At 42.2% G+C, this 25,841-nt stretch carries 21 protein-coding genes; 17 read left to right on the top strand and 4 right to left on the bottom strand.

Features of this window, described 5'->3' with window-relative positions; genetic code table 11:
• The first annotated feature begins 319 nt into the window (after positions 1-319).
• Positions 320-448: a hypothetical protein gene (locus FSB76_RS32660; protein ID WP_255369896.1), complete on the top strand. Its 129-nt coding sequence runs from the start codon at positions 320-322 to the stop codon at positions 446-448.
• Here the strand turns inward: FSB76_RS32660 and FSB76_RS02800 are convergent.
• Together FSB76_RS02800 and FSB76_RS02795 are read right to left on the bottom strand one after the other, a co-directional pair.
• Entirely contained in the window at positions 435-2,348 is a 1,914-nt protein-coding gene (locus FSB76_RS02800) for a DUF3857 domain-containing protein (RefSeq protein ID WP_147052083.1), read from the bottom strand. The genes FSB76_RS32660 and FSB76_RS02800 overlap by 14 nt on opposite strands.
• Entirely contained in the window at positions 2,348-4,327 is a 1,980-nt protein-coding gene (locus FSB76_RS02795) for a DUF3857 domain-containing protein (protein WP_147052082.1), read from the bottom strand. Before FSB76_RS02795 ends, FSB76_RS02800 begins: the two co-directional genes overlap by 1 nt.
• Before the next feature lie 131 nt (positions 4,328-4,458).
• On the opposite strand from FSB76_RS02795, the gene FSB76_RS02790 reads away from it, so the two are divergent.
• Positions 4,459-5,496, top strand: coding sequence for a 3'-5' exonuclease (locus tag FSB76_RS02790; RefSeq protein WP_147052081.1), 1,038 nt, complete (start codon positions 4,459-4,461; stop codon positions 5,494-5,496).
• A 166-nt stretch (positions 5,497-5,662) separates the two neighbouring features.
• Here the strand turns inward: FSB76_RS02790 and queG are convergent, their stop codons facing one another.
• Positions 5,663-6,595: a tRNA epoxyqueuosine(34) reductase QueG gene (gene queG / locus FSB76_RS02785; RefSeq protein WP_147052080.1), complete on the bottom strand. Its 933-nt coding sequence runs from the start codon at positions 6,593-6,595 to the stop codon at positions 5,663-5,665.
• A gap of 162 nt (positions 6,596-6,757) precedes the next feature.
• Here queG and FSB76_RS02780 point away from each other — a divergent pair, with 162 nt between their 5' ends.
• Positions 6,758-7,123: a SpoIIAA family protein gene (locus tag FSB76_RS02780; protein ID WP_147052079.1), complete on the top strand. Its 366-nt coding sequence runs from the start codon at positions 6,758-6,760 to the stop codon at positions 7,121-7,123.
• Between the two features lie 46 nt (positions 7,124-7,169).
• Here the strand turns inward: FSB76_RS02780 and FSB76_RS02775 are convergent, their stop codons facing one another.
• A complete protein-coding gene (locus tag FSB76_RS02775; RefSeq protein WP_147052078.1) occupies positions 7,170-7,853 on the bottom strand; it encodes a hypothetical protein in 684 nt (227 codons plus the stop codon).
• A 184-nt stretch (positions 7,854-8,037) separates the two neighbouring features.
• On the opposite strand from FSB76_RS02775, the gene FSB76_RS02770 reads away from it, so the two are divergent.
• The 14 genes from FSB76_RS02770 (at position 8,038) to FSB76_RS02705 (ending at position 25,766) form a co-directional block, all read left to right on the top strand.
• A complete protein-coding gene (locus tag FSB76_RS02770; protein ID WP_147052077.1) occupies positions 8,038-8,604 on the top strand; it encodes an acyl-CoA thioesterase in 567 nt (188 codons plus the stop codon).
• A 98-nt stretch (positions 8,605-8,702) separates the two neighbouring features.
• A complete protein-coding gene (locus tag FSB76_RS02765; protein WP_147052076.1) occupies positions 8,703-10,610 on the top strand; it encodes a tetratricopeptide repeat-containing sensor histidine kinase in 1,908 nt (635 codons plus the stop codon).
• Positions 10,611-10,853: 243 nt separating this feature from the next.
• Entirely contained in the window at positions 10,854-11,942 is a 1,089-nt protein-coding gene (locus FSB76_RS02760; protein ID WP_147052075.1) for a fatty acid desaturase, read from the top strand.
• A 194-nt stretch (positions 11,943-12,136) separates the two neighbouring features.
• A complete protein-coding gene (locus tag FSB76_RS02755) occupies positions 12,137-13,666 on the top strand; it encodes a TolB family protein (RefSeq protein WP_147052074.1) in 1,530 nt (509 codons plus the stop codon).
• 148 nt (positions 13,667-13,814) lie between these two features.
• Positions 13,815-14,723, top strand: a complete 909-nt coding sequence (locus FSB76_RS02750) for a sugar phosphate isomerase/epimerase family protein (protein WP_147052073.1) — start codon at positions 13,815-13,817, stop codon at positions 14,721-14,723.
• Between the two features lie 171 nt (positions 14,724-14,894).
• Positions 14,895-15,449 carry a gluconate 2-dehydrogenase subunit 3 family protein gene (locus FSB76_RS02745; protein WP_147052072.1) on the top strand — a complete coding sequence of 185 codons (555 nt, stop codon included), beginning with the start codon at positions 14,895-14,897 and terminating at the stop codon, positions 15,447-15,449.
• Positions 15,450-15,452: 3 nt separating this feature from the next.
• A complete protein-coding gene (locus FSB76_RS02740) occupies positions 15,453-17,168 on the top strand; it encodes a GMC oxidoreductase (protein WP_147052071.1) in 1,716 nt (571 codons plus the stop codon).
• Between the two features lie 198 nt (positions 17,169-17,366).
• The gene (locus FSB76_RS02735; RefSeq protein WP_147052070.1) at positions 17,367-19,046 is read left to right on the top strand and encodes a GMC oxidoreductase; all 1,680 of its coding nucleotides are present in this window, start codon (positions 17,367-17,369) and stop codon (positions 19,044-19,046) included.
• Positions 19,047-19,069: 23 nt separating this feature from the next.
• Positions 19,070-20,500 carry a Gfo/Idh/MocA family protein gene (locus FSB76_RS02730; RefSeq protein ID WP_147052069.1) on the top strand — a complete coding sequence of 477 codons (1,431 nt, stop codon included), beginning with the start codon at positions 19,070-19,072 and terminating at the stop codon, positions 20,498-20,500.
• A gap of 143 nt (positions 20,501-20,643) precedes the next feature.
• Positions 20,644-21,216 (top strand): gluconate 2-dehydrogenase subunit 3 family protein, encoded by a 573-nt coding sequence (locus FSB76_RS02725; RefSeq protein WP_147052068.1) that lies wholly within the window; start codon positions 20,644-20,646, stop codon positions 21,214-21,216.
• Positions 21,217-21,620: 404 nt separating this feature from the next.
• Positions 21,621-22,772, top strand: coding sequence for a Gfo/Idh/MocA family protein (locus tag FSB76_RS02720; protein ID WP_225976398.1), 1,152 nt, complete (start codon positions 21,621-21,623; stop codon positions 22,770-22,772).
• Between the two features lie 9 nt (positions 22,773-22,781).
• Positions 22,782-23,834 carry a sugar phosphate isomerase/epimerase family protein gene (locus tag FSB76_RS02715; protein WP_147052067.1) on the top strand — a complete coding sequence of 351 codons (1,053 nt, stop codon included), beginning with the start codon at positions 22,782-22,784 and terminating at the stop codon, positions 23,832-23,834.
• Positions 23,835-23,890: 56 nt separating this feature from the next.
• Positions 23,891-25,144, top strand: coding sequence for an MFS transporter (locus FSB76_RS02710; RefSeq protein WP_147052066.1), 1,254 nt, complete (start codon positions 23,891-23,893; stop codon positions 25,142-25,144).
• Positions 25,145-25,325: 181 nt separating this feature from the next.
• Positions 25,326-25,766 carry a c-type cytochrome gene (locus tag FSB76_RS02705; protein ID WP_147052065.1) on the top strand — a complete coding sequence of 147 codons (441 nt, stop codon included), beginning with the start codon at positions 25,326-25,328 and terminating at the stop codon, positions 25,764-25,766.
• The last annotated feature ends 75 nt before the right edge of the window (positions 25,767-25,841 follow it).

Genomic DNA, 25,841 nt, shown 5'->3' with positions numbered 1-25,841 from the left:
TTTATTTTATAATTATTTGATAATCAATATTTTGTATTTTTACAAGGTTAACATCAAATTGATGTTTTTGCTCAATTTAAGTGTATCCAAATGTTTGTGCCTGTTGTTGGCAAAACAGGCAGCTAAGTAGACTGAATTTTTTAACCGGAATCGGGCAATAAACACAAGGTGTGGTTTAATGCTTACATCTTCCTGGCATGTTTGCTTATTTTGTTGGTTCCATTGGTTCACTGTATTATATTAAATCGGGTGGCCGGCTTCTAAACCACTCACTTAATCAACCCAACCACTAACTAAAAAGTGCTAACTTTGCAGCGTTATGTCAAAGCAGAAAGAAGAATACTCATTTTGGACTAAATATAAAAAGTTTGCCGGGAACGAGATCACGCTTTACCTGGTCATGATTATTGGCATCATCCTGGGCATCGTGATATTTAGTTATCTTTAATCAACGTTACATTACTGTTGTCGGTTTCGCTTACCGATTGGTAAAAATCTACAAAGGCCTGGTACAAATCTTTACTATAGGTACCATCAATTATTTGCAGCTTTCGTTTGTAAATTAATTGGTTGCCAACAACAGTGGCAGATACCGAGAAATAGCCAAATGGCTTTTCGAGCGAAATGTTGGCCGGGCGCATATCTACATGATAGCCTTTGGGCAGGGTATAGGTAATTTCGTCTTCATCGGTATAACCGGTATTAATATATAAATCGTAATGCCTGTTGCGAACCTCGCGCGGGGTATTATCTTTTCTGTTGGTAGCATTGGCCAAAAAGTCTATTTTTCCATTAACAGCCGATCCATAATCGGGGGCTGTTAGCTTGATTGTTTCTGTAAGGCTGGGCTGGATGTTTTTATCGTCCTTAAAATCAAATTTTTCTATATCCAGGTTATTAATGGCGTAAATTTTCTGGAGTATTTTCACTTGTTCTTTTGGCGGCTCGGTAAGCAGGTAGGTACGGTTATCATATTGCAAGCCCTTAAAACTGGTAAGCATACTGCCCGATAGTGTTCCGTCGGCAGCCAGGGTAAAATCGGCTTTGCATTGCTGTGTGTTGGTTTTTGCGGGGTATTTTGGGGTGTGCATTAATTTGCCGCCCTCGGGTGTGCAGGCTAATACATCGCGGTCGTCGGTAAAATCACTCAAAAAGCCAAAAGGAATTTGCTGACTGGTACATTCTAAAAAGGTAGTGTCGTTTTTAAAAGGCAGGCACAGGATTACGTGGTCAAACTGGTTCATGCTTGCAAAATCTGTAAGTGGGCTGCGTTTTAGGGCACCCGATTTTACAATACAGTAATAAGAATCGATATCTACGGCCTTAAAAAGTGATTGCGTATAGTTTACCAGGGCTTTGCAATCGCCATAATTTTGCGCATCAACATCGCTTGCTAAAAACGGCTGATAGCCGCCTATACCAACCTGCACGCTAATGTAATGAGTTTTGCCCTGCATATATTCATATATCTTTTTGGCTTTGTCTTTAGGGGCAGTAATGCCTTTGGTTATTTCCTGCATCTTGTAAATAGTGCTTGGTGATAATGCCCTGCGCGACGATAGCAATTTATCATAAATCCATTTACCCATGCCATTCCAGTCGTTAAAAGAGCCCGTTACGCCAAGATAATTAAATTGCGATGCCGGCGAAATCTTCACCCTGCTGCTCATCTTTTCATAAATAGGGCTATAAGGCTCAGATTTTGATGCTTTGATGTTATTTACCTGCCAGCTATAGGTGTTTTCGCCCTGCTTATTTGTTCCTTCAACCAAGTGCGAGGGCATGTTAATTTCTTTGTACCTGATTTTAAAATCGGGTTTGCAGCTAAATGTATACGAACTTTTTTCAACAGATACGTCAACTGATGGTTTAGGCTCCCAGTCCTGGAAGCTTAATGATTGCTTCGATTTATATTCGTATTCATAAACAACGGTATAAGGATAATCAGTTACAGCAGGCTGAAAATGTTTTACTTTGGTATCTTCAAACAAAGCTGAGCGGCTTACGGCGCCGTCGTCCTGGAAATCACTTTCAGAGAACTTGCCAATAGGTTTGCCAAACTGGTTATAAACCAATCCTTTTATGTTTTTAATAACGTTTGCTTTATCGTGAAATATCACAATTTCGGCTTCGTCGTCGCCGTTTTTATTTAATATGGTTACCGCGGTTTTAATACGGTAATAGGTATTATCCAGGTCTTTTACCTCAATGTTCATATCATTGCTACGGATAACGGCGCTGGCATAAGGTAGCAAATCTTTGGGTATAAGCGATGCATCGTAATTTTCCTGCGCGTTTGCGCCTAATGCATATGCAAATAATAAAATGAGCGATGTAAGTACTTTCATTATTTTTTCTTAAAAACCATATCTGCCTTTTCTGTAAGTATTATTTTGTTATACAGTTCTTTAAGATAAGGATATTCCTCGGATGTGTAGATAGGTTTGGTAAATTTGGTGATGTTTGAAAATGTGAAAGTATTGTCTAAATTTTCAAAGCTGGTTGCATACATGCCGCCGTCGCCGGGCATTTTGAAGGCTACCGTTTGTGGTGGCGTTTCAACGGTATATCCCTGTGGCAGCCGCATAGTTAATATCAACCTGTCGTCAGATGCCATTCCCCAATCTACAGGATAATCCCTTTCGGCCAATTTAAATGGGTTTTTGGTGATTTTTTCCCATAAAAAAGGGTTAAATACCAACCGGTTGTGGTTAGTATTGTCATAAGCGTCAATCTCAACTTCAAAAGTTTCGCCAAGCGGCATATCAAGGCTATCCAGGTTGGCTATGTTTGATTTTAGTATTTTTAATTTAGGAAGTTTTTCGTCCTGGTTTTCAACGTACTCATCAATCGAGTTGAATTTTTTGATGGCTTTTCTTTTTAAGTAGGCATCGTAACCACGGTAATAGTTAATGATGGTTCCTTTTAGTTTACCATTATCAAGCAAGGTTAAATCAAGTGATCTTGTTGTAGATTCCTTTTGAAGCCCGCTTAACTCCATCCAGTACGATGGTTTATCAAGGTTTATCACCCGCCCTTTATCATTAAGGCATTTCAGGGGCAACAAACCGAATGATAGTAATGGGTCTGTTGCATCAAGCAGGTAGCTTTTATCGCCAATATTAACTTTGGCAATTACGTAGTCAAAATCATTAATTACGGGGTAAAGCATATTGATGCTGCCGTTGTTACGGGTTGATAGCACTACAAGCTCGGTATTAAGGTCGGCAGCCCTCAAGGCAGCTCCGAGGGCAAGGTTAATGTCACCAACGGTACCCGTATGCGCTTCATACGCTTTTTTTATACCGTCCGGGCTATATATCGATGTAATGTCATTCCACTTAAACCATTTTTGCAGGTAAGCATAAATGGCCTTTGCTTTTTCTAATTCGTCGGTTTTACCAGCTATTACGGATGCAATCCTGTCTTTCATCAACTCCTTACGCTTAAACTGCGATCCAAAAAACTCGTCTGTTTTTAGCTGGTGCTCAATATCTTTCCAGGTTTTTGATACTACGGTTTTAGCCCCTGTGTACGGATTGGTCCATTCCACCTCATCAAAATATATGGCCGATAAAAAGTTTTTTGGCGATGTCATATAATCTTCGGATACAAAGGCCGGAATATCTGCCATTTCGTAGGTGATATAGGAACAATCGCATTTGGCGCCATGCGATGAAAAGCACTCGCGTTCAACCTCTGACGTGGATTTTGAAAGTTTTTGGCTGCCGCGCAATGTAGCGTTAAACACCCAAAACGCAGGGATATGCACATCGTATTTTGAATGGGCTTTGGGTATCTCGTCCTGGAAATCCCAATTCCTGAATTCATCAAGGTAGGGCGACACCAACTTGTATTTAAAATCAATAACACAACCCGGTCTTAATGCTGGCAAGGCAAACTTTACAGTGCTGCGGTATTTATAATCTTTTACGGTATATACCTTTTTTAAATCGAGCGGGGCGCTGCGCATTAGTCCATCGTCATCACGGTAATAGGTGGTGCCTGTAATGTCGCTAACTTCTTCAGTTGTTTCGCCGTTGGCGCTATGGTGAAAAGGTATTTCGATGGTGCCATGTTCAAGCCCCTTTGTGTCAAATATTTTTATGCGGGCGTGGTAATCAAATATCAGGCGTACGTGGTCGTCGCTTACCATATCTATCCGGCTTTTGCCAAATTCATTCAGGAACAGAGCATGGGCGGCGGTATCTTTTGCGTATTTTTTTAGTTCAAGGTCTTCGGTGGTTACACTTCCCTCAAAATCCTGGGCCTTTATAATGTGTTGAACACCAATAAATAAAAAAATAATAAGTAGTACTTTTTTCATACAATAATCGCGATAATTAGGATGGTATTAATTTAAAAATAAAACTTAGATATTAATTTAAATTAAAAAATTTATTGTGCTGATTCTTTTTAGGACATTTGCGACCTTTACAGTAATACTGAATCATTACAATGAAATTAAAACTAAAACGCCCGCTTGCTTTTTTTGACCTGGAAACTACAGGAACCAACATAGGGGTTGACAGGATAGTAGAAATATCCGTGATTAAACTGCACCCCGATGGCAGCGAAGAAGTTAAAACATGGCGTGTTCATCCGGGAATTCCAATTCCGCTGGAGTCATCACTGGTACATGGTATTTATGACGAACATATAAAGGACGAGCCCGAGTTTAAAGCTTTGGGCCAGGCCATTGCCGAATTTATTGGCGATAGCGACCTTGCCGGCTATAACTCCAACAAGTTTGACATCCCGATGCTGATGGAGGAGTTTTTGCGCGCAGGCGTATCTTTTACTTTAGACGACCGCCATTTTGTGGATGTACAAAATATATTTCACCAAATGGAGCAGCGTACGCTTAAAGCAGCTTACCAGTTTTATTGCGATAAAAAGATTGAAAATGCCCACTCGGCCGAGGCTGATACCCGCGCAACCATGGAAGTTTTGCTCGCGCAGATTGAGCGCTATGAAAACATGGAATGGGAGGATAAAAAAGGAAATATTACCGTGCCGGTTGTTGGCGACGTAGAAGCGCTGCACAAGTTTACCAACTTAAGCAAGCCGGTTGATTTTGCCGGCCGGATGGTTTACAACGAGCAAGGCGAAGAAACCATTAACTTTGGCAAGCATAAAGGCAAAAGGGTTGAGGATGTACTAAACGCCGAACCGAGTTACTATTCCTGGATGATGCAGGGCGATTTTCCGCTATATACCAAACGTAAGCTGGAAGAGATATACACCCGCTGGAATGCCAAAAAGAATGCAGAGCGCCAGGCTAAAAATGCAGCCCAGCAGCAAAAGCCAGCCGAACAGGCCCATGCACCACGCCCGGAAGTACCCAAAGCTGATTATCCAAAAAAGGAATTTCACAAGCCCGATCATACCAAAACACAATACCCGCCCAAGCCTTTTAAAAAGAAGGAAGAGCCGGCCCAGCCTGTTAATGATGATATGCTGGCCCAGTTGGCATTGAAGTTCAAAAAAGGGTAGTTTATTTAGATTTGAGATGTTAGATATGAGATTTGAGATTTTTTTCTCAAGAGTTTCATTTATGTAAAAAGCCCCTCACGGGGCTTTTTACATATCTCATATCTCATATCTCATATCTCATATCTCATATCTCATATCTCATATCTCATATCTCATATCTCATATCTCATATCTCTTTCAAAAAATCGATATTACGCTTTAATCCACTGAATTTGGTGCGTTTTACGGCCGAGTTTTTAAATACTTTTTGAAAAACATCCTGCGTAATATCCTGCCAGTCGGCAGCTTTAAGGTGCAGCAAGTCGGGGTGGGGGGTAAAGGCCGGTTCGGTGTTTAAAACAGAGAAACGGTTCCAGGGGCATACGTCCTGGCATACATCGCAGCCAAACATCCAGTTGTCCATTTTGCCCTTAAACTCCGCCGGGATCTCGTTTTTTAGTTCGATGGTGAGGTACGATATGCAGCGGCTGCCATCAACAACGTAAGGCCCAACAATGGCATCAGTAGGGCAGGCATCAATACAATTGGTGCAAGTGCCACAATGATCGGCAGTGGGGGCTATATCATATTCCAGTTCCAGGTCGATGATCAATTCGGCCAAAAAAAAGAACGAGCCTGCTTTTTTACTGAGCAGGTTGGCGTTTTTGCCTATCCAGCCCATGCCCGATTTTTTGGCCCAGGCCTTGTCCAGCACCGGTGCCGAATCGACGAACACCCGGCCACCAACTTCGCCAATTTGCTCGTTGATGATTTGTAAAAGAAGCCTCAGTTTATCTTTAATAACGGTATGATAATCTATACCGTAAGCATATTTTGATATTTTGGGCGCCGTTGGGTCGGTTTGCCGGTTATCAGTATAATAATTGAACCCTAACGAAATCACGGATTTGGCACCATCAACAAGCAGGCGGGGGTCAAGGCGTTTGTCAAAGTGGTTTTCCATGTAATGCATTTCGCCATGCATGTTTTTTTTTAACCAGTTTTCCAGTCGTGGTGCCTCCTCCTCCAGGAAACCGGCTTTTGATATTCCGCAAAATAAAAAGCCAAGCTTTTGTGCTTCACTTTTTATTAACTGGCTATATACCGTCCTGTTTTGCATATCGGTGCAAAGATACTACAAATTAAAATTGGCAAAATAAAGAGTGTTTCATGATGAATACTAAAAAAGTAGTTATTGTAATGGTATTTCTACAGAAAAAATCCAGTTTTTTTAATCGGTGGTGTGGTTTTTGTAACTATTGGTAAATATAAAAATATATAAATGCTAACGCACTTGAACTACCTGCCGAAACACGTTTTAGGACTACACGCCGTAGGTGAAATTACAAATGCCGACTACGAAAAAGCGCTTGAACCCCTGCTTGACGAACATATAAAACAAAACGGAAGAATCAATTTTCTGCTGGTATTGGAAACCGATATTAAAGATTTTGATGCCGGTGCCTGGTGCGGCAATATAGGTATCGGCCTTAAATACTTTACCAAATGGAACAAATTAGCCATGGTTACTGATAAGGAAGGCGTAAGGGAATTTAGCCATTTATTTAAATATATACTGCCCGGCCAGTACAAAGGTTACACCTTAGAAGAATTGGGCGAAGCTGTAAAATGGATAGCAGAAAAATAGAGCGTTTGGCGGGGGCGGCTTAAAGTGCATTAATAAAATGTAGTTGCTAAAAAATTAGTGTGCCGTCATCGTCAATAAAACATTTAATGAGTATCCGGCAGCCTATCGGTTCGCCGTTTACAGTCGCCGGGACAAAAACTTTGTCTTCTTCGGGCAAAACGTTAACGTTTATGTTAAAGGTTTTTGAAAAGTTACCGCTGTAAATGGTCGTTTTAAAATAGGCCAGCCTGCCACCGGGGCTAACCAGTAATTCAACAACGGCTATAGATGCGTCCCTGCTTATATCCATTAGATTTGCCGGCAACCTGAATAGTTTTAAATAAGGCAGATAGCCATAATACCGCCCGCCTATTTTAATGGGTTTGGTGGTGCGGTCGGTATCGGCCAGTTCTTTATCAACAAAATACCTCAGGTTTGATGTGGTATCTTCAGGTGCTTCATATAAAATTTCGTTGTTGGTATAGTTATAGTTTTGGAGCAAACGACCGGTGGGATCAAAAAAATGCCAGATGCCAATTTTTTTATCGTTATCAAAGCGGCCATTGGCCAGGGCATAGGTTTTATTATAAATCATTTGGTACAGGCCATGCCTGGTACTTTTGTCACTTTTTAAAACAGTTAGCTTTTCGGTAATGTGCGCGTTTATTTTATGACTGCGTTCAACAGTTTCCTGGGCCCGCGCTACATTTATTAAAAAAAGGTAAACAATTAGCAGGATTAGATTTCTCAAATGTATTTGTGATTTGGGGTAAATATAAAACAGGTATATATTAATATCAAATAGTTAGTTTGAAATTAAGGATGTGGTTTAGAGGGATTCTGGCCGGCAAGGTTTAACGTACTTCATGTATTGTAATAGTTTTGTTGCATTAATAGTATGGGATGCTTAAACTTGTAGCCATAAACCATATTTCATGACTGCGCTAACCGATCAATCCGATTACAAAACGGTACGTTTTTCTGAGACCACGATAACCGAGTTGATGATCCCTTCTTATTCAAATTTCGGCGGCAAAATTCATGGCGGCATATTGTTATCGCTGATGGATAAGGTAGCGTATGTTTGTGCCGCTAAACACGCAGGTAATTATTGTGTTACCGCGTCAATTGATACGGTTGATTTTTTACAACCCGTTGAAGTGGGCGAACTGGTATCATTAATGGCATCGGTTAATTATGTGGGCAACACATCGTTGGTAGTGGGCATTAGGGTAGTATCTGAAAATATCAAAAACAACTCGGTAAAGCACACCAATACCAGCTACTTTACCATGGTTTCAAAAGATGAGCATAACAAGCCGGCTAAAGTCCCCGGCTTAATATTGGAACACCGTGAACATGTACGGCGCTTTATTGAAGCACGCCGCCGTAAAGAAATCAAGCAAAGCTATATGAAAGAAGTGGAGCAGATAAAAATGCCCGACAATTACGAACATTGTATTGAGCTTTTAAAAGGCGAGAGGTGCCTGGTTGCCGGCTAAGCAGCGCCACATTTAAATAAGAAGATAAAATAAAGTATGAATTGCCAAAAATGGCTGGCCGTACTATTGCAGATAAGAATTCAATCCCTAATTGATAAATGAGGCGAGCTATTGGCCAGGTACTATTATTATTGCTTATGCATAGCATGTGCTATGCTCAAAAAGATGTGCCGGTTATTGCTGTTAACAATATAGAATCTATCAAATTAACAGTTGACAGCCTCAATAAAAACGCCGGCGAACGCTATATGGGCGCACCTGATAATGCGCGCGAAATGGCTGGCAAAGCATTGCTGCTTTCCGAAAAAATTAAATACAATATCGGGATAGGCTTAGCCTATATAAACCTGGGCCATGTTTACTGGTCACAATCCTATTATCCTATCAGTTTATTTTATCTTAATTCGGCGTTACCTTATTTACCTAAAAACAATGCTACTTTGTTGGCCGAGTGTTACAGCGCAATAGGCCGCACCTACCTTGAACTTAAAAACTATCAGCAGGCAATTAATAGCTTAAACCGGTCTGCAAAATATGCCGGAAACGATACCAGGATGCTGGGAGAATTTTATACCGAGAAATCGCTGGTATATATCAGGATGCATGATTATAGCCGGGGTATGGCGGCAAGTTTGCAGGCCTTAAAACTTTGCAGGGCCAGCGGCGATGACAACAATACCAATATTATATATACACGGTTAAGTTCAATCCAACGCCTTCAAAAGCAGTTTCAGCGATCTATAACTTATGATGATACGGCGTATTACATGAGCTTTAAAACCAATAACCGCAGGCTGCGTGCTAAAACCCTTATTGAATATGCCGATAACTATAATGGCCTGAAGCAATTTGATAAAGCAATTAATTACGCCACCAGGGGGGCGGCGCTTGCCGATAGTATTGGTTTGATGAACGGGATTTCGGACGCGTACCGCACCATCATGTTTAGCTTTGAGCAAAAGAAGGATCTTGTGAACGCGCTCAAATTCCAAAAGAAGTATAACGGAGCTCTTGACTCGCTAAACGAATCGGACAGGAGGCGTAACACCGAACTTATTCAAAATTATTTTGCTTTAAATGCCCGGCTTAATGAAATAGCCGTGATTGAGCAAAAGGCAAAAGAAGATAAAAATAAGATCCATTTTCAAAATGCCATCATTATTACACTGATTATCTCGTTGCTTATTGTATTGATTGCTTTATATATCACCTATTATAATTTTAAGCAGAAGAAATTGCTAAACAATAAGCTGAGCCGGCAGCATGAGGCTTTGCTGGTGCAAAAGGGGTTGATTGAAGAGCAATCGGCCAACCTTGCAGCGATAAATAAACTTAAAGATAAGCTATTGGCCGTAATTGGGCACGATTTGCGCACGCCTTTCGCAAATTTACGCAGCATTATGGCTTTGTTTGATGACAATAACTTAAACCTTGAGGATATGCATGGCCTCATGAAAAAAATGGAGCCGGTAATAAAAGGGGCCGAACTTACGCTATCCAACCTGCTGGAATGGGCGGGTAGCCAGATAAGGGGGATAAATTTAACACCGTCTGCAATTGATATTAACCTGGTGGGCGAAGAGATGGCGCAAATTTATAATTACCAGTTACAGCAAAAAAACATCAGGTTTCAAAATATTGCAATTACCGGTCACCTGGTTAAGGCCGATGAAAAGCATATTAAGGTAATTATTGGAAACCTGATTAGCAACGCCATAAAATTTACTGATGATAATGGCATCGTAACTATAAGCAGCCACCTGGCCGGCAACGAACTCATTGTAAACATAAATGATACCGGCAAAGGGATTGCCCAGGATCAGTTGGTTAAACTGTTTAATCTTAATTCGCACTTTACCCAAAACGGCACCATGGGCGAGATTGGGACAGGTATCGGCCTGTTTTTGTGTAAAGAACTGGTAGAGTTTAACGGCGGGCGTTTATGGGTTAAATCCGAAGTGGGTAGGGGCAGTACTTTCAGTTTTAGTTTACCGCTGGTCGGCTAAGCAAAAATTATTCCTTTTTATATTAACAAATCATAAAGCTTTTGCGTAAAAAAGAGACGTAGTGAAACGCGTTTTCTGAAATATATATTATGTGATAAGTAATTTAATTACTTCGAAAGCGTTTTAAGTATATGTAGATTTAATGAAATCTATTATATCTCTACAACATGATGATGTAGTGAATTTTTTACTATATTGTGACAATATTTATACTCCTAACTTTTTTTTATTCCTACTAATTTAATGGCTTTTTTAAACACAGTGCTCGAACCACCCTCATACGGATGGACGGATGAGGATGGTAACCTTGCAAAACCCACCAATGCAATAATTTTAAAAGAGTTTTTCTCGAGACTGAATGTTTTCAGGGATAAAAAAAACTGGCTTTCTTTTTTAAGCTGGTTTTTGGTGCTCGCATTAACACCATTCCTGTTTTTGTTCATATTCAAATATTTCAGCATCGTAGGTTTGATAGTTGCGTTTGTTTACAGCATGATTATTATGGGTACTCACGGAACTATATGGCACCACAGGTATTGCACGCATAATGCTTACACTTTTACCAATAAATTCTGGCGCTTTTTTACCCAAAACCTTACGCTTAAAATTATTCCCGAAGAAATTTACGCGGTATCGCATCATGTTCATCATGCACTGTCAGATCAGCCCGGCGATCCGTACAATGCGCAAGGTGGCTTTATGTACTGCTTTTTGGCCGATGTAAACCACCAGCCCGTAGCCCGGAACATGACCGAGGCCTGTTACAAAAAATGTGTTAACTTAATGAAACACGTTGGTGTAACCCCCAATACCTATAAGCAATATCAAAAATGGGGTACTATAGCTAATCCGTATCGTACCGTTGTGGGTATTATCCTTAACTGGGGTTTCTGGTTCACCGCGTTTTACCTCATGGGCGGGTTGCCCTTAGCATGCGCCATTTTTGGCTCTGCAGGCTTTTGGGCAGTGGGCGTGCGCACGTTTAATTACGAGGGCCATGGTAAAGGGCAGGATAAACGCCGCGAGGGCACCGATTATAATCGCGAAGATATGTCAATAAACCAGCTATGGCCTGGTTATGTGGCCGGCGAATGGCATAATAACCATCACCTGTATCCTAAAAGCGCCCGCTCGGGCTTTAAGCCGCATCAGTTCGACCTGGCCTGGTGTTATATCAAATTAATGAGCATGATAGGCGCCGTAAGCTCATACCGCGATTCGAAAAAAGAATTCCTGATGACTTATTGTAACAAAGATGGGGTAGAAATACCTGTAACCAAACTGGCGGTAAAATATGCCGAAGTAAAACCTGTTTTGGTGCGGGTTAAATAAAATAGTTATTAACCCCTTTGCGGTGCTTAATTAACTTAAGCATTATCGCAGATAAATTAAAAAAAGCAGCGCCCTGTGTGCTGCTTTTTTTATGCTAAAAAAATACCTTAATGGTAAAATAGTATTATTGAAAATGCAAACGATTTTTATACCTTAGTAAAGCCAATTAATAGTGTAACTTAAACACCCAACCAATGCTAAGTAAGATCTTCTGTTCCACAGCTTTTTTGTTGTGCGTTGCCTTTTTCGATCAAAAAGTTCAGGCTCAGGGGCTTGGCATATTCGATAATCAAACCGATGTAGGTACCATTAAACATCCGGGCAGTGCACAATATGATGCTAAAACCCAGCAATACCAGCTGAGCGGATCGGGCCAAAACATCTGGGCCACGCATGATGATTTTCATTTTGTATGGAAACGCATGAAAGGCGATTTTATACTACGCACCAATGCGGCATTTATTGGTAAAGGTGTTGAACTGCACCGTAAAGTGGGCCTTATGGTGCGTAGCACGCTGGATAGTAATTCAAAGCATATCAACGCGGTTGTTCATGGCGATGGCCTTACCTCATTGCAGTATCGCAAAACAGTTAGCGGCATTACCGAGGAGAAAAAAGCAGGCGTCACTGCGGCTGACGTTATCCAGTTAGAGCGTAAGGGCAATACCTACACCATGTCGGTAGCCCGTAAAGGCGACTTATTTGTTACCGAAGAGGTAAGCGATCTTGACCTGGGCGACGAAGTTTACGTGGGTATTTTCATTTGCTCGCACAATGCAGATGTAACCGAAAAAGCCACTTTCAGTAACGTGCGGATTGTTGTACCGGCGCCGGCGACATTGGTGCCTTACAAACAATACCTTGGCAGCAGTATTGAGCTGCTGGATTTGGATACGCAAAATAGTACCATCATTTACCAGTCGCCGCGCTCATTACAGGCACCCAACTGGATGAAGGATGGTAAATCGTTAATCTACAACAGTGAAGGCTCATTGTATAAATATGATCTTAAAACCAATACGCCAACTGCTTTAAATACCGAGCCGGCAAAAAACAACAATAACGATCACGTACTTTCATTTGATGGTAAGCAATTAGTTATAAGCAGCGGCGATGGTGGCCCTTCTATAGGATATACCGTACCTGTAACAGGAGGCCAGGCAAAAAGGATTACTGCTACCGGCGTTGGGGCGAGCTATATGCATGGCTGGTCGCCGGATGGTAATTATATTGTGTTTTGCGGCGAAAGAAATAAAGAGTATGACGTATACCGTATTCCTTCAGCCGGGGGCCCTGAAGAACGGTTGACTAATACCCCCGGTTTGGATGATGGCCCCGAGTACACTCCAGACGGCAAATACATATACTTTAATTCGGTACGCGGCGGGCTGATGCAGGTTTGGCGTATGAAAGCCGATGGCAGCGAACAAACGCAGATTACCAATGATGATTATAACAACTGGTTTCCGCATATATCGCCCGATGGTAAGTGGATTGTGTATATCACCTTCCTTAAAAACGAAGTGTCTCCCGGAGATCATCCCTTTTACAAACATGTATTTTTAAGGGTGATGCCTGCAGCCGGCGGTCCGTCAAAAGTTGTTGCATATTTATACGGCGGCCAGGGTACTATCAACACCCCATCATGGGCGCCGGATAGCAAACATCTTGCTTTTGTGAGCAATTCAGATTTATTGTTCCCGGTATTCCCGAAGGAAAAATAGAGGCAAGAATCAAGAGTCAAGAATTAAGACGAAACCGATGATGATTTACTGGAAACAAATTTTCGTTTTGGTTGGAATTACTTATATCTTGACTGCTGATTATAATTCTTGTCTTGACTCTTGATTCTTAACTCTTGATTCTAAAATTATGACTACACGCAGATCATTTTTAAAAACAGGCGCCCTGGCAGTTGCCGGCGCTACCATTTTACCCGATAGTTTATTTGCCGCACCAAAAAAACTCGAAAGGGTGGGTGTGCAGCTTTACAGTGTACGCGACGCCATGAAACTTGACCCCAAGGGCACGTTGAAGAAAATTGCAGATGCGGGATATCATCATGTAGAACACGCCAACTACATCGACCGAAAGTTTTATGGGTTCCCGGCAAAGGAATTTAAAAAGATACTGGAAGATTTGGCGCTCAAAATGCCAAGCGGCCATACCGTAATGACAGCACAGCACTGGGACGAATCAAAACAAGATTTTACCGATGCCTGGAAATATACAGTAGAAGATGCTGCTACGATGGGCCAAAAATTTGTAATAAGCCCATGGCTTGATGAAAAAGTGCGTACAGATTTGGATGCCCTGAAACGCACTATGGAGCAGTTTAACAAATGTGGCGAATTATGCCAAAAATCATCAATGAAATTTGGCTATCATAACCATAATTTCGAGATCAGCACCAAAGTTGGTGATATTACCCTGTATGACTATATCATCCAGAATACCGATGCCGCCCTGGTTGCCCAGCAAATAGATATTGGTAATATGTTAACAACTGGCGGCCACGCGCTTGATTTTATTAATAAATATCCCGGCAGGTTTGAGTCGATGCACGTTAAAGATGAAATAAAGGTAGCCCCACATGGTGGCGATGATACCGAGAGCTGTATTTTAGGCCAGGGTATTATGCCGGTAAAAGAAATTGTAAAGGCAGGCAGCAAAAAAGGCGGTACTTCCCTTTTTATTATCGAGCAGGAGGCCTACCAGGGCAAAGATCCGGTAGAGAGTGTAAAAATTGATTTACAAATCATGAAAAAATGGGGTTATTAATAGTAATAGGGTAACTTAACACCATCAACCGATTTAATTTTTAAGGCGATTAGTTTTAAAAGCTTAAATTACTAAGTTTGAAAACCGTTTATAAATAATATACAGATGAGTTTCAATTGCCCGCCCCACTGAAGGCAAATAAATTGGAACTGCTAAAACAATTTACTTAACATGCACAGGCGTACTGTAATAAAAAATTTGGCTTTGGTAATAGGTGGCGCTGTGCTGCTTCCTGCGTGCCACCGAACGGAAGGTAAGGCCTTTGTAGCGCTAAAAAATGTTGATATCAGCGCCGATCAGGAGAAACTGGTGAGCGACATTGCTGAAACTATTATACCAAAAACAGCAACACCCGGTGCAAAGGATCTCAATTTACATCTATTTGTATTTAAAATGCTGGATGATTGCTATAAAAAAGAAGATCAGCAAGCATTCGTGACCGGCATGGGGCAATTTGCCGATGTTGTCAAAAACAAGTACGATAAGCCCTTTTCGGATTTAAGCCAAAAACAGCGCGAAGAGATGTTATTGAGTATTGAAAATGATAAGGACGAGAAAAGTACCATAAATTCAAAAGAACTCAAATCATTTTATGGGATCATAAAAAGTCAAACCGTAAATGGTTATGTAACTTCTAAATATTTCATGACCAAACAAGTAGTGTATGAACTTGTACCAGGTAGGTATAATGCCCGTTTTCCATACAAACAAAAGCAATCAGCATAAATAATGGCTAATTTAAATATAGATAGCGTTAAAGACAGAACATTTGATGCGATAGTGATTGGCTCGGGGATGAGTGGTGGCTGGGCTGCTAAAGAACTTACAGACAAGGGCCTTAAAACGCTGATATTGGAACGTGGCCGCGATGTAAAGCATATTAAAGATTATCCTACTACTAATATGTACCCATGGGAGTTTGAGCACCGCGGCGAACTACCGGTTGCCATAAAAGAAGCCAACCCCATTGTAAACCGCTGTTATGCTTTTGGCGAGGATGCCGCTCACTTTTTTGTAAAGGATAATGATCACCCTTATGTACAGGAAAAGCCGTTCGATTGGATCCGTGGTTACCAGGTAGGCGGTAAATCGCTGCTTTGGGCCCGCCAGACACAGCGCTGGAGCGAATTTGATTTTGAAGGCCCAGCGCGCGATGGTTTTGCTGTTGACTGGCCTATCCGGTACAAGGATATTGCCCCATGGTATAGTTACGTTGAAAAATTTGCAGGTATCTCTGGTAACATGGATGGCCTTGCAGAGCTGCCCGATGGCGAGTTTTTGCCCGCCTTTCCTTTAAATGCGGTTGAAACCTATTTTAGCAACCATGTAAAAAGTAAATACAGCAACCGGCACGTAATAAGCGCACGCTGCGCCCATTTATCTAAACCAAACCAAATCCATTTAGATCAGGGCCGGGTGCAATGCCAGGAACGCATTTTGTGCCAGCGCGGCTGCCCGTTTGGCGGTTACTTCAGCGCAAATGCTTCTACTATTCCATGGGCATTAAAATCAGGTCACGCCACTTTGCGTCCATTTTCTGTTGTACAGGAGATTATTTACGACGAGAAAAAAGGTAAGGCAAGTGGTGTTCGCATAATCGATACCAATACAAAAGAGGCGATTGAATATTACGCCGATATCATTTTTGTAAATGCGGCGGCTTTAAATACCAACCTGGTATTATTAAATTCAACTTCGCATCGCTTTCCCAATGGCCTGGGTAATGATAGTGGCGTGTTGGGTAAATACGTTGCCTTCCACAATTATTCGGCGCATATTGGAGCCGAGTACGATGGCGAAAAGGAATGGACAACTGATGGCCGTAACCCGGCCGGTGGTGGTTATATTCCACGTTTCCGTAACGTTTATAAACAGGAAACTAATTTTTTACGCGGGTATGCTTCTGGCTTCAGCGCGTACCGTTACCAGCAGCGCCCATGGGATGGTGTTGGAGCCGGCCTTAAGGATAACCTGGTTAAAGATAACCTGAGCGGCTGGAAAGTAGGATCGCATATGATGGGCGAAACCATACCTAAAGAAACCAACTACGTAGCCCTTGATAAAACGTTAAAAGACCAATGGGGGATACCGCAGCTGAAAATATCGGTTGACTATGATGATAACGACGAGAAGATGAAGAAAGATTACGTAGAGCAGCTGACAGAAATGTTTACCTCTGCAGGTTTTACCAATATAAAAGCCAGTACCGATAACCGTGCGCCAGGACTTGATATTCACGAAATGGGCGGCGCCCGAATGGGTAACGACCCCAAAACATCGGTGCTTAATAAATGGAACCAGATGCATGCGGTAAAAAATGTATTTGTAACCGATGGTGCCTGCATGACCTCAACCTCATGCCAAAATCCATCCCTTACATACATGGCCTTTACCGCACGGGCTGCTGATTATGCGGTGAGTGAAATGAAAAAGGGGAATATATAAGAAGCCTCACCTAAATCCTCTCCAAAGGAGAGGACTTAGAAATAACGGTTTTGCTCCCTCTCCTTTGGAGAGGGGCGGGGTGAGGCCTCAATGTGTAAAAAAAACACAATGAAAATTTATTTGTAAAATAATTTTTATTCATACATTTAAACGGAATAACCAAGTAATAAACAAAATTTAACAACCTAATATAATTGTATGTCTGCAAATACTTATGACGCTATTGTCATCGGCTCGGGGATATCTGGTGGGTGGGCCGCCAAAGAACTGACACAAAAGGGTTTAAAAACCATTATGCTTGAACGCGGGCGCGATATCAAACATATAAAAGATTATGTGAACGCTACCAAAGACCCATGGGAGTTTACCCATCGTGGTGGCCGTACACAAAAAATGATTGACGATTACCCTGTTTTAAAACGCGATTATCCACTGAACGAGGTCAATCTTGATTATTGGGCCAGCGATAAAGACAGCCCTTACACAGAAACCAAAAGATTCGACTGGTTTCGCGGCTATCATGTAGGCGGCCGTTCATTAATGTGGGGCAGGCAATCATACCGCTGGGCCGATGTTGATTTTGAAGCCAACTTGAAAGACGGTATTGCGGTTGACTGGCCTATCCGTTATAAAGATATAGCGCCATGGTATAGCTATGCCGAGCAATTTGCTGGTATATCTGGTAACAGAGATGGTCTTGCAATTCTTCCTGATGGCGATTTTATGCCGCCAATGGAACTTAATGTGGTTGAAAAAGATGTTGCCAAAAGATTAAAAGATCATTACAAAGAGGCCCGTGATATGATCATTGGCCGTACAGCCAATATCACCGTACCGCATAATGCCCGTACTAACTGCCAGTACCGTAACAAGTGCTGGTTGGGCTGTCCGTTTGGCGCTTACTTTAGCACACAATCGGCCACGTTACCGGCTGCTATGGCTACAGGTAATTTAACTGTAAGACCATGGTCTATTGTTACAAAAATTTTGTACGATAAGGATACCAAAAAAGCCAAAGGTGTTGAAGTACTGGATGCCGAAACCAACCAAACCTATGAGTATTTTGCAAAAATCGTATTTGTAAATGCATCAACAATTAACTCAGCCTGGATTTTGATGAATTCGGCAACTGATGTTTGGGATGGCGGTTTGGGCAGCAGCAGCGGCGAACTTGGTCACAACCTGATGGATCATCACTTAGGTGTTGGTGCATCTGGCAGGTACGAAGGTTTTGAAGATAAATATTACTTTGGCCGCCGCGCAAACGGATTTTATATCCCCCGCTTTGCAAACCTTGGCGGCGACAAACGCGATTTTATCCGTGGTTTTGGTTACCAGGGCGGTGCAAGCCGCGAAGGCTGGAGCAGGGATATTGCCGAATTGAACATTGGCGCATCCTACAAAGACGCCCTTACCGAACCAGGATCATGGTCGGTTGGTATGGGAGGTTTTGGCGAAACGCTGCCTTATCATGAAAATAAAGTAACGCTTGATAAAACCAAAAAAGATAAATGGGGCCTCAACGTTGTTGCTATCGACGCCGAGCTGAAAGACAACGAGAAAAAGATGCGTGTAGCCATGGAGAGCGAAGCAAAAGCGATGTTGGAAGCAGCAGGAGTTAAAGACGTACAAACCCATAGCACCAATCCATTCCTGGGTCGTGGTATTCACGAAATGGGTACTGCACGCATGGGCCGCGATCCTAAAACATCCGTACTTAACCAGTGGAACCAGGTTTGGGATGCTAAAAACGTATTTGTTACCGATGGTTCTTGTATGACATCTGCCGCATGCCAAAACCCGTCGCTTACTTACATGGCGCTGACAGCACGTGCAGCTAACTACGCAGTTGATGCATTAAAGAAAAACGAGATCTAACAAAACATCATAATACCATACCTATGTCTGAAGAAAAAGAGAAAGTTACTCCCAATCCATCGAGGCGGGATTTTATTAAATCTACTACCGTAGCTGCCGCAAGTTTCATGATCGTTCCGCGCTTTGTATTGGGCGGTAAAGGCTATGTAGCACCAAGCGACAAGCTTTTGATAGCCGGCGTTGGTGCGGGCGGTAAAGGCCAAAGCGACATTGCCAATTTTTACAAAAGCGGAAAGGCCGAGATTGCTTTTCTATGCGATGTAGACGACAGGCGTGCAGCAAGATCACGCGCCGATTTCCCTAAAGCCAAGTATTATAAAGACTGGCGCGAGATGTATGATAAAGAGCACAAACACTTTGATGCCGTATCAATTTCCACCCCCGATCATAATCATGCCATTATAACTTATAAGGCTATGCAAATGGGCAAACACGTTTATGTGCAAAAGCCAATGACGCATGATATTTGGGAAGCCCGCTTATTAACCGAAGCAGCAAAAAAATATAAAGTTGTAACCCAGATGGGTAACCAGGGATCATCAAATGATGGCACCCGTTTATTATCTGAATGGTACGATGCCGATTTAATTGGCGATGTACACACCGTTTACTGCTGGACAAACCGCCCGGTATGGCCGCAAGGTATTCAATGGCCTGCAGCCAACCCTAATATTCCTAAAGAATTAGATTGGGATCTGTGGCTGGGTACTGCACCTAAAAAAGATTACGTTGATAAATTGGTGCCCTTTAACTGGCGCGGATGGTGGGATTACGGCACAGGCGCCCTGGGCGATATGGGCTGCCACCTTGTTGAGGCGCCTTTCAGGGTATTAGGCATCCAGTATGCAAAAGATGTACAGGCCAGTGTTGGCAGTGTGTATGTAGATGAGTTTAAAGAGGGTCATTTCCCTGAAAGCTGCCCTCCGTCAAGCCACATCACATTAACGTTCCCTAAAACTGATAAAACTAAGGGCGATGTTAAACTGCACTGGATGGACGGTGGTATACAACCCGAAAGACCTGAAGAGTTATTACCAAGCGAAAAATTTGGCGGCGAAGAAGGTAACGGAACACTGTTTATTGGTACAAAAGGAAAAATGTACGCGAGTACCTATTCAGATGCGCCAACATTATTGCCAACAGCGCTTACCAAGGATGCAAAAGCACCTCAGAAATGGGCACGCGTACAAGGTGGGGCAAATGGTCACTATGCACAATGGGTTGAGGGATGTTTGGCCGGTTATGGTAAAACTGAGTTAAGTTCATCTTTTGATAAGGCAGGCCCGCTTACCGAGGCTTTGTTAATGGCAAACCTTGCAGTACGTGGTCACGAATTACAAGGTGGCCGTGTAAAGCTGGTTTGGGATAACGAGGCTATGAAAGTTACAAACTTTGACCCGGTTAACCAATACATTAAGCGCACTTACCGCGAAGGTTTTGAGCTGAAAGCTTAGTTTAATTATTGAATTATTGATTTATTGAATTATCGATTGAAGGATGCATGCTTTAATCAGTTAATGAATCAAAATTCATAAATTCAATCGGTAATTTAAAAACTCAATAATTCAGTAAATCAATAATTCAATAAATATTAAAAATGAATAGAAGAGACGCAATTGGCAGGGTGGGCTTGCTACTTGGAGGAGCGGTTATAGGAGCCGAGTTTTTCATTTCGGGCTGTAAATCATCTACATCCGCTTCGGGAGTAGCTGACCTGTCTAAACCAGAAATTATTGCCTTCCTTGATGAGGTTGGTGAAACCATTTTACCGGCCACAAGTTCTCCCGGCGCTAAGGCAGCCGAAATAGGTAAATTTATGGGCGTAATGGTAACCGATTGCTATACAGCAGATGATCAGAAAATATTTTTAAAGGGTATTTCTGATCTTGACGATGCCAGCAATAAAAAGTTTGGCAAAAAATTCATGGAAGCAGATGCCAAACAACGCACAGAATTGCTTACCGAACTTGACGCCGAGCAAAAATCCTACACAAAAACTAAAAAACCGACAGATCCTAACCATTATTTCAGAATGATGAAGGAATTAACCCTGTTAGGTTTCTTTACTTCAAAACCTGGCGCAACCGAGGCTTTGCGTTACATAGCTGTACCAGGTAAATACGATGGTAATTTCCCATACAAAAAAGGCGATAAAGCCTGGGCTACCTAAGGGTTGGTTTGTGGGTGATTGGGTTGATTAGGTGAGTGGTTGAATAAGAGTGGTTGATTGAGTTGTATAAGATAATGGTTGATTAAGTTAATGGGGTTTAATCCTATCAACCTAACTAACATAATCCAACTCAATTAATCCAACTTAATCAACCTAATCAACCCAATAAACTACTTACTTAATGATAATTGGTTTGCGGTTGATTAAGTTGGATTGATTAAGTTGGCATGGATTGCTTGAGTTAAATAAATGGTTTGCTCAGTTGGAAATATATGAACAGCAATGTTTTGAAAAATCAACTCAAATAGCCAAATTTACCCCATTCAATCGATTGTATCCTAATTTAATTAATCAACTCAAACTCTACCTTAATCAACTCAATCCAACTCAACAAAACATAAACAATGAAACTAAGATTAGGAATGATTGGCGGCGGGCAAGGCGCGTTTATTGGCGCCGTGCACAGGATTGCCGCCCGCATTGACGGCGAATATGAACTGGTTTGCGGCGCGTTTAGCAGCAATGCCGAAAAATCAAAAGCAAGCGGCGTTTTGCTTGGGTTGCCCGAAGACCGCGTTTACAGTTCATATACAGAACTTATTGAGAAAGAAAAACAGCTGCCTGAAAACGAACGTGTTCAGGTAATTAGCATAGTTACACCCAACCATGTACACTTTGATCCATCTAAAGCAGCATTGGAAAATGGCTTCCATGTTGTTTTAGATAAACCAATGACATTTTCATTGGCCGAGGCTAAAGAACTGGAAGAAGTAGTGAAATCAAGCGGCAAATTATTTTGCTTAACACATACTTACACCGGCTATCCTATGGTAAAGGAAGCTAAACAACTGATAAAGGCCGGTAAACTGGGCACAATCCGAAAAGTTTATGTAGAGTATCCGCAAGGATGGCTAAGCAGCTTTTTAGAAGGTGACGATAACAAACAAGCTTCATGGCGTACGGATCCAGGTAAAAGCGGGATAGCAGGCGCCATGGGCGATATTGGTACCCATGCCTTTAACCTTGCCGAATATGTAACCGGGCTACATGTAACAAAAATATGTGCCGATATTAACGTAGTTGTACCAGGCCGAAAACTTGACGACGACGGAGCAGCATTATTGAAATTCGATAACGGTGCAAGTGGTGTGCTTACAGCTACCCAAATTGCTGCTGGTGAGGAAAATAATGTAAAGATTAGGGTTTACGGTGAGAAAGGTGGCCTTGAATGGCACCAGAGCGATGCTAACTCATTAACCCTGATGTACACCGATAAACCAATGGAGGTATGGCGAACAGGAGGTGGGTACACCAGCTCGTTTGCGCAACATAACACCCGCACACCGGCAGGCCACCCCGAAGGTTACCTGGAAGCTTTTGGCAATCTGTACCGTAATTTCGCCTTAACGGTAAAAGCGGGCCTCGAAGGCAGGGAAGCTACGCCCGAAGAGCTGGATTATCCCGGCATCGAAGAAGGCGTGCGCGGTATGGCGTTCATCGAAAATGTGATCGCTTCGGGAAAATCAGATAAAAAGTGGACGGAGTTTACCATCTAATAAAAAACCATGAAAACCATTAAAGGACCTGCAATATTTATAGCTCAATTTATAGGCGACAAAGCCCCTTTTAACAGCCTGGATTCTATTTGCCAATGGGCAGCCGGGCTTGGCTACAAAGGCGTACAACTGCCTACGTTGGATGCCCGTTTCATCGATCTGCAAAAAGCTGCAGAAAGCAAAACTTATGCCGAGGAAGTAAAAGGTGTAGTAAACAGCCACGGTTTAGAGATTACTGAATTATCAACCCACCTGCAAGGGCAGCTGGTAGCGGTAAACCCCGTTTATGACGAACTATTTGATGGGTTTGCTCCCGAACAATACCGTAAAAATCCTGCAGAAAGGCAAAAATGGGCCGTACAGCAACTTAAATATGCTGCACAGGCGTCAAAAAATTTAGGTTTGCAGGCATCTGTTACTTTTAGCGGCGCGCTGCTTTGGCCTATGGTATACCCATGGCCGCAACGCCCTGCCGGCATCGTAGAAACTGCCTTTGAAGAACTGGCTAAACGCTGGACACCTATTCTTGATGTTTATGAGGATAATGGCATTGATTTATGTTACGAAGTACACCCGGGCGAAGACCTGCATGATGGGATTACCTTCGAGATGTTTTTGGATAAGGTGAAGGGACACAAACGTGCCAATTTATTATATGATCCGTCGCATTTTGTTTTGCAATGCCTGGATTATTTAGAATATATCGACCTGTATCACGAACGTATAAAAATGTTTCACGTTAAGGATGCCGAGTTTAATCCTACAGGTAGGCAGGGCGTGTATGGCGGTTACCAAAACTGGGTTGATCGTGCGGGCCGTTTCCGCTCATTGGGCGATGGGCAGGTTGATTTTAAAGCCATATTTAGCAAGCTGACGCAATATGATTTCCCCGGATGGGCCGTGCTGGAATGGGAATGCGCGCTTAAACATCCTGAAGATGGCGCCCGTGAAGGTGCGGAGTTTATCAAAAATCACATCATCCGTGTAACCGAACGCGCGTTTGATGATTTTGCAGCATCGGGCGCCGACGATGCGCTGAACAGGAAGACGTTGGGAATATAAAAATCAGTACATTTGAAATAGCCAATTAACCAATTAATTAAACTTAATATATTTAAATGCAAACCATTAACCGCACACAACTATTCAGGGCCAGTTGTTTATCCCTGTTGGTAACATCATTATCATTCGGTATCCGTGCCGGTATCCTTGGCGAACTTGGAACAAAATTCGCGCTTAATGCCTCCCAATTAGGAACCATAACAGCTACTGCTTTCTGGGGCTTTCCCCTTGCCGTAGTTATTGGAGGTATTGTGGTAGATATCATTGGTATGAAACGTTTGCTGTTACTGGCATTTATATTTCACCTTACCGGTATTTTACTTACTATTTTCGCTACTGGTTACTGGACGCTATTTTTCTCCACATTGGTTATTGGCATTGCCAACGGCACGGTCGAGGCTGCCTGTAATCCACTGGTAACCTCGTTATATACCGAAAACAAAACAACTAAACTCAGCCATTTTCACTTATGGTTTCCGGGTGGTATCGTAATAGGTACGTTAATAGTAACGCTGTTTAAGCTTATCGGCCTTAATTGGCAGGTGCAGGTAGGTGTAATGCTTATACCCACAGCTATTTACGGATACTTGTTTTCAAAACTCGATTTCCCGGTAACAGAACGGGTTGCATCAGGTGTTTCGACAGCCGGTATGTACAAAGCTGTAGCATCGCCGCTGTTTATTTTTATGTTTATCTGCATGTTTGGTACAGCAATAACCGAGTTGTTCACAGGACAATGGATTGATGTATTATTGAAAAACGTAACCGATAATGCGCTGCTTTTGCTGACTTTAGAGACAGGTGTAATGGTATTGGGCCGGGCTTTTGCCAAACCGGTGCTAAAGTTATTCTCGCCACAGGTTGTAATCCTCATGTCGACAATAGTAGCATCAATCGGTCTTTTCATGTTGAGCACCATGACAGGGGATATCATATTCCTGGCAGCAATTATATTTGGTATGGGAGTTTGTTTCTTTTGGCCAACAATGCTGGGTTTTGTATCAGAAAACATTCCAAAATCGGGTGCGCTTGGTTTAAATTTGATGGGTGGGGCCGGAATGTTTGCGGTTTCTATCTGGACTATAATTATGGGTAAATACTATGATAATATAGTAGCTTCAAAAATGGCGGCATTGCCAGCCGGTACAGATCCTGCAAAGGCTCTTGAAACTGCAAAAAGCCTTGCCGGGCCCGATGTGTTACATTTTACGCTTACTATACCCCTGGTTTTAATTGTAGCCTTTACCGGATTGGTGTTTTACATGCGTGCAAAGAAAAAAACAGCGCCATTAAGCCAGGTAACTGTTTAACAAACCATATTTTTTAGGATAAAAATTGTATTTTTCGGCACAATTAATAAATGAAATTAAAAACAGTATAAAGCGTCAAAATTATAGGTAAAACCTAACCGGTTTTGATGCTTTATATTTAATTAAAAAACAAAATCAATGGGGTTGAAAGCCCTGTTACCCTAAAAAACAAACTAACTCAATGAAAAAGGCTTTTTTTATTCTTGGTATCTGTGCGGTAGTTTCTGCCTGTGGTGGCAATTCAGCAAGTAAGGGCGGTAGCGATAGTACCGCTGCGGCAAATCAAACTGCTAAGGCAACTAATTCTGATGCTGATACCAATGCTACTAAAACCGGTACCGAAGGGGCAGGTGGATCTGCAGGCTCAGGTGCCGGCGAGAAACTGTTAGCGGCTAATGATTGCGGAACTTGTCATAAAGTTGACACAAAGGTTATTGGCCCATCTTTCCAGGATATCGCAAAAAAATATGATGCTTCTGAAGCCAATATTGATATGCTGGCTAAAAAAGTAATTTCAGGTGGTAGCGGTAACTGGGGTACCATGGCCATGACGCCGCATGCCGCACTTGCCGAAAGCGATGCAAAAGAAATAGTAAAATATATTCTTGCACAAAAAAAATAACCCGGGTAATTTATCGGGGCAATAAGTTTTAAAAATCAGGCTGATCATTTAATAAACCGGCAAGTAATTGCCGGT

Origin of the sequence: Mucilaginibacter ginsenosidivorax (genome assembly GCF_007971525.1) — a bacterium.
Lineage (GTDB): Bacteria > Bacteroidota > Bacteroidia > Sphingobacteriales > Sphingobacteriaceae > Mucilaginibacter > Mucilaginibacter ginsenosidivorax.
Note: the sequence above shows the minus strand (reverse complement) of the source record. Positions and strands in the feature narration are given on the sequence as shown.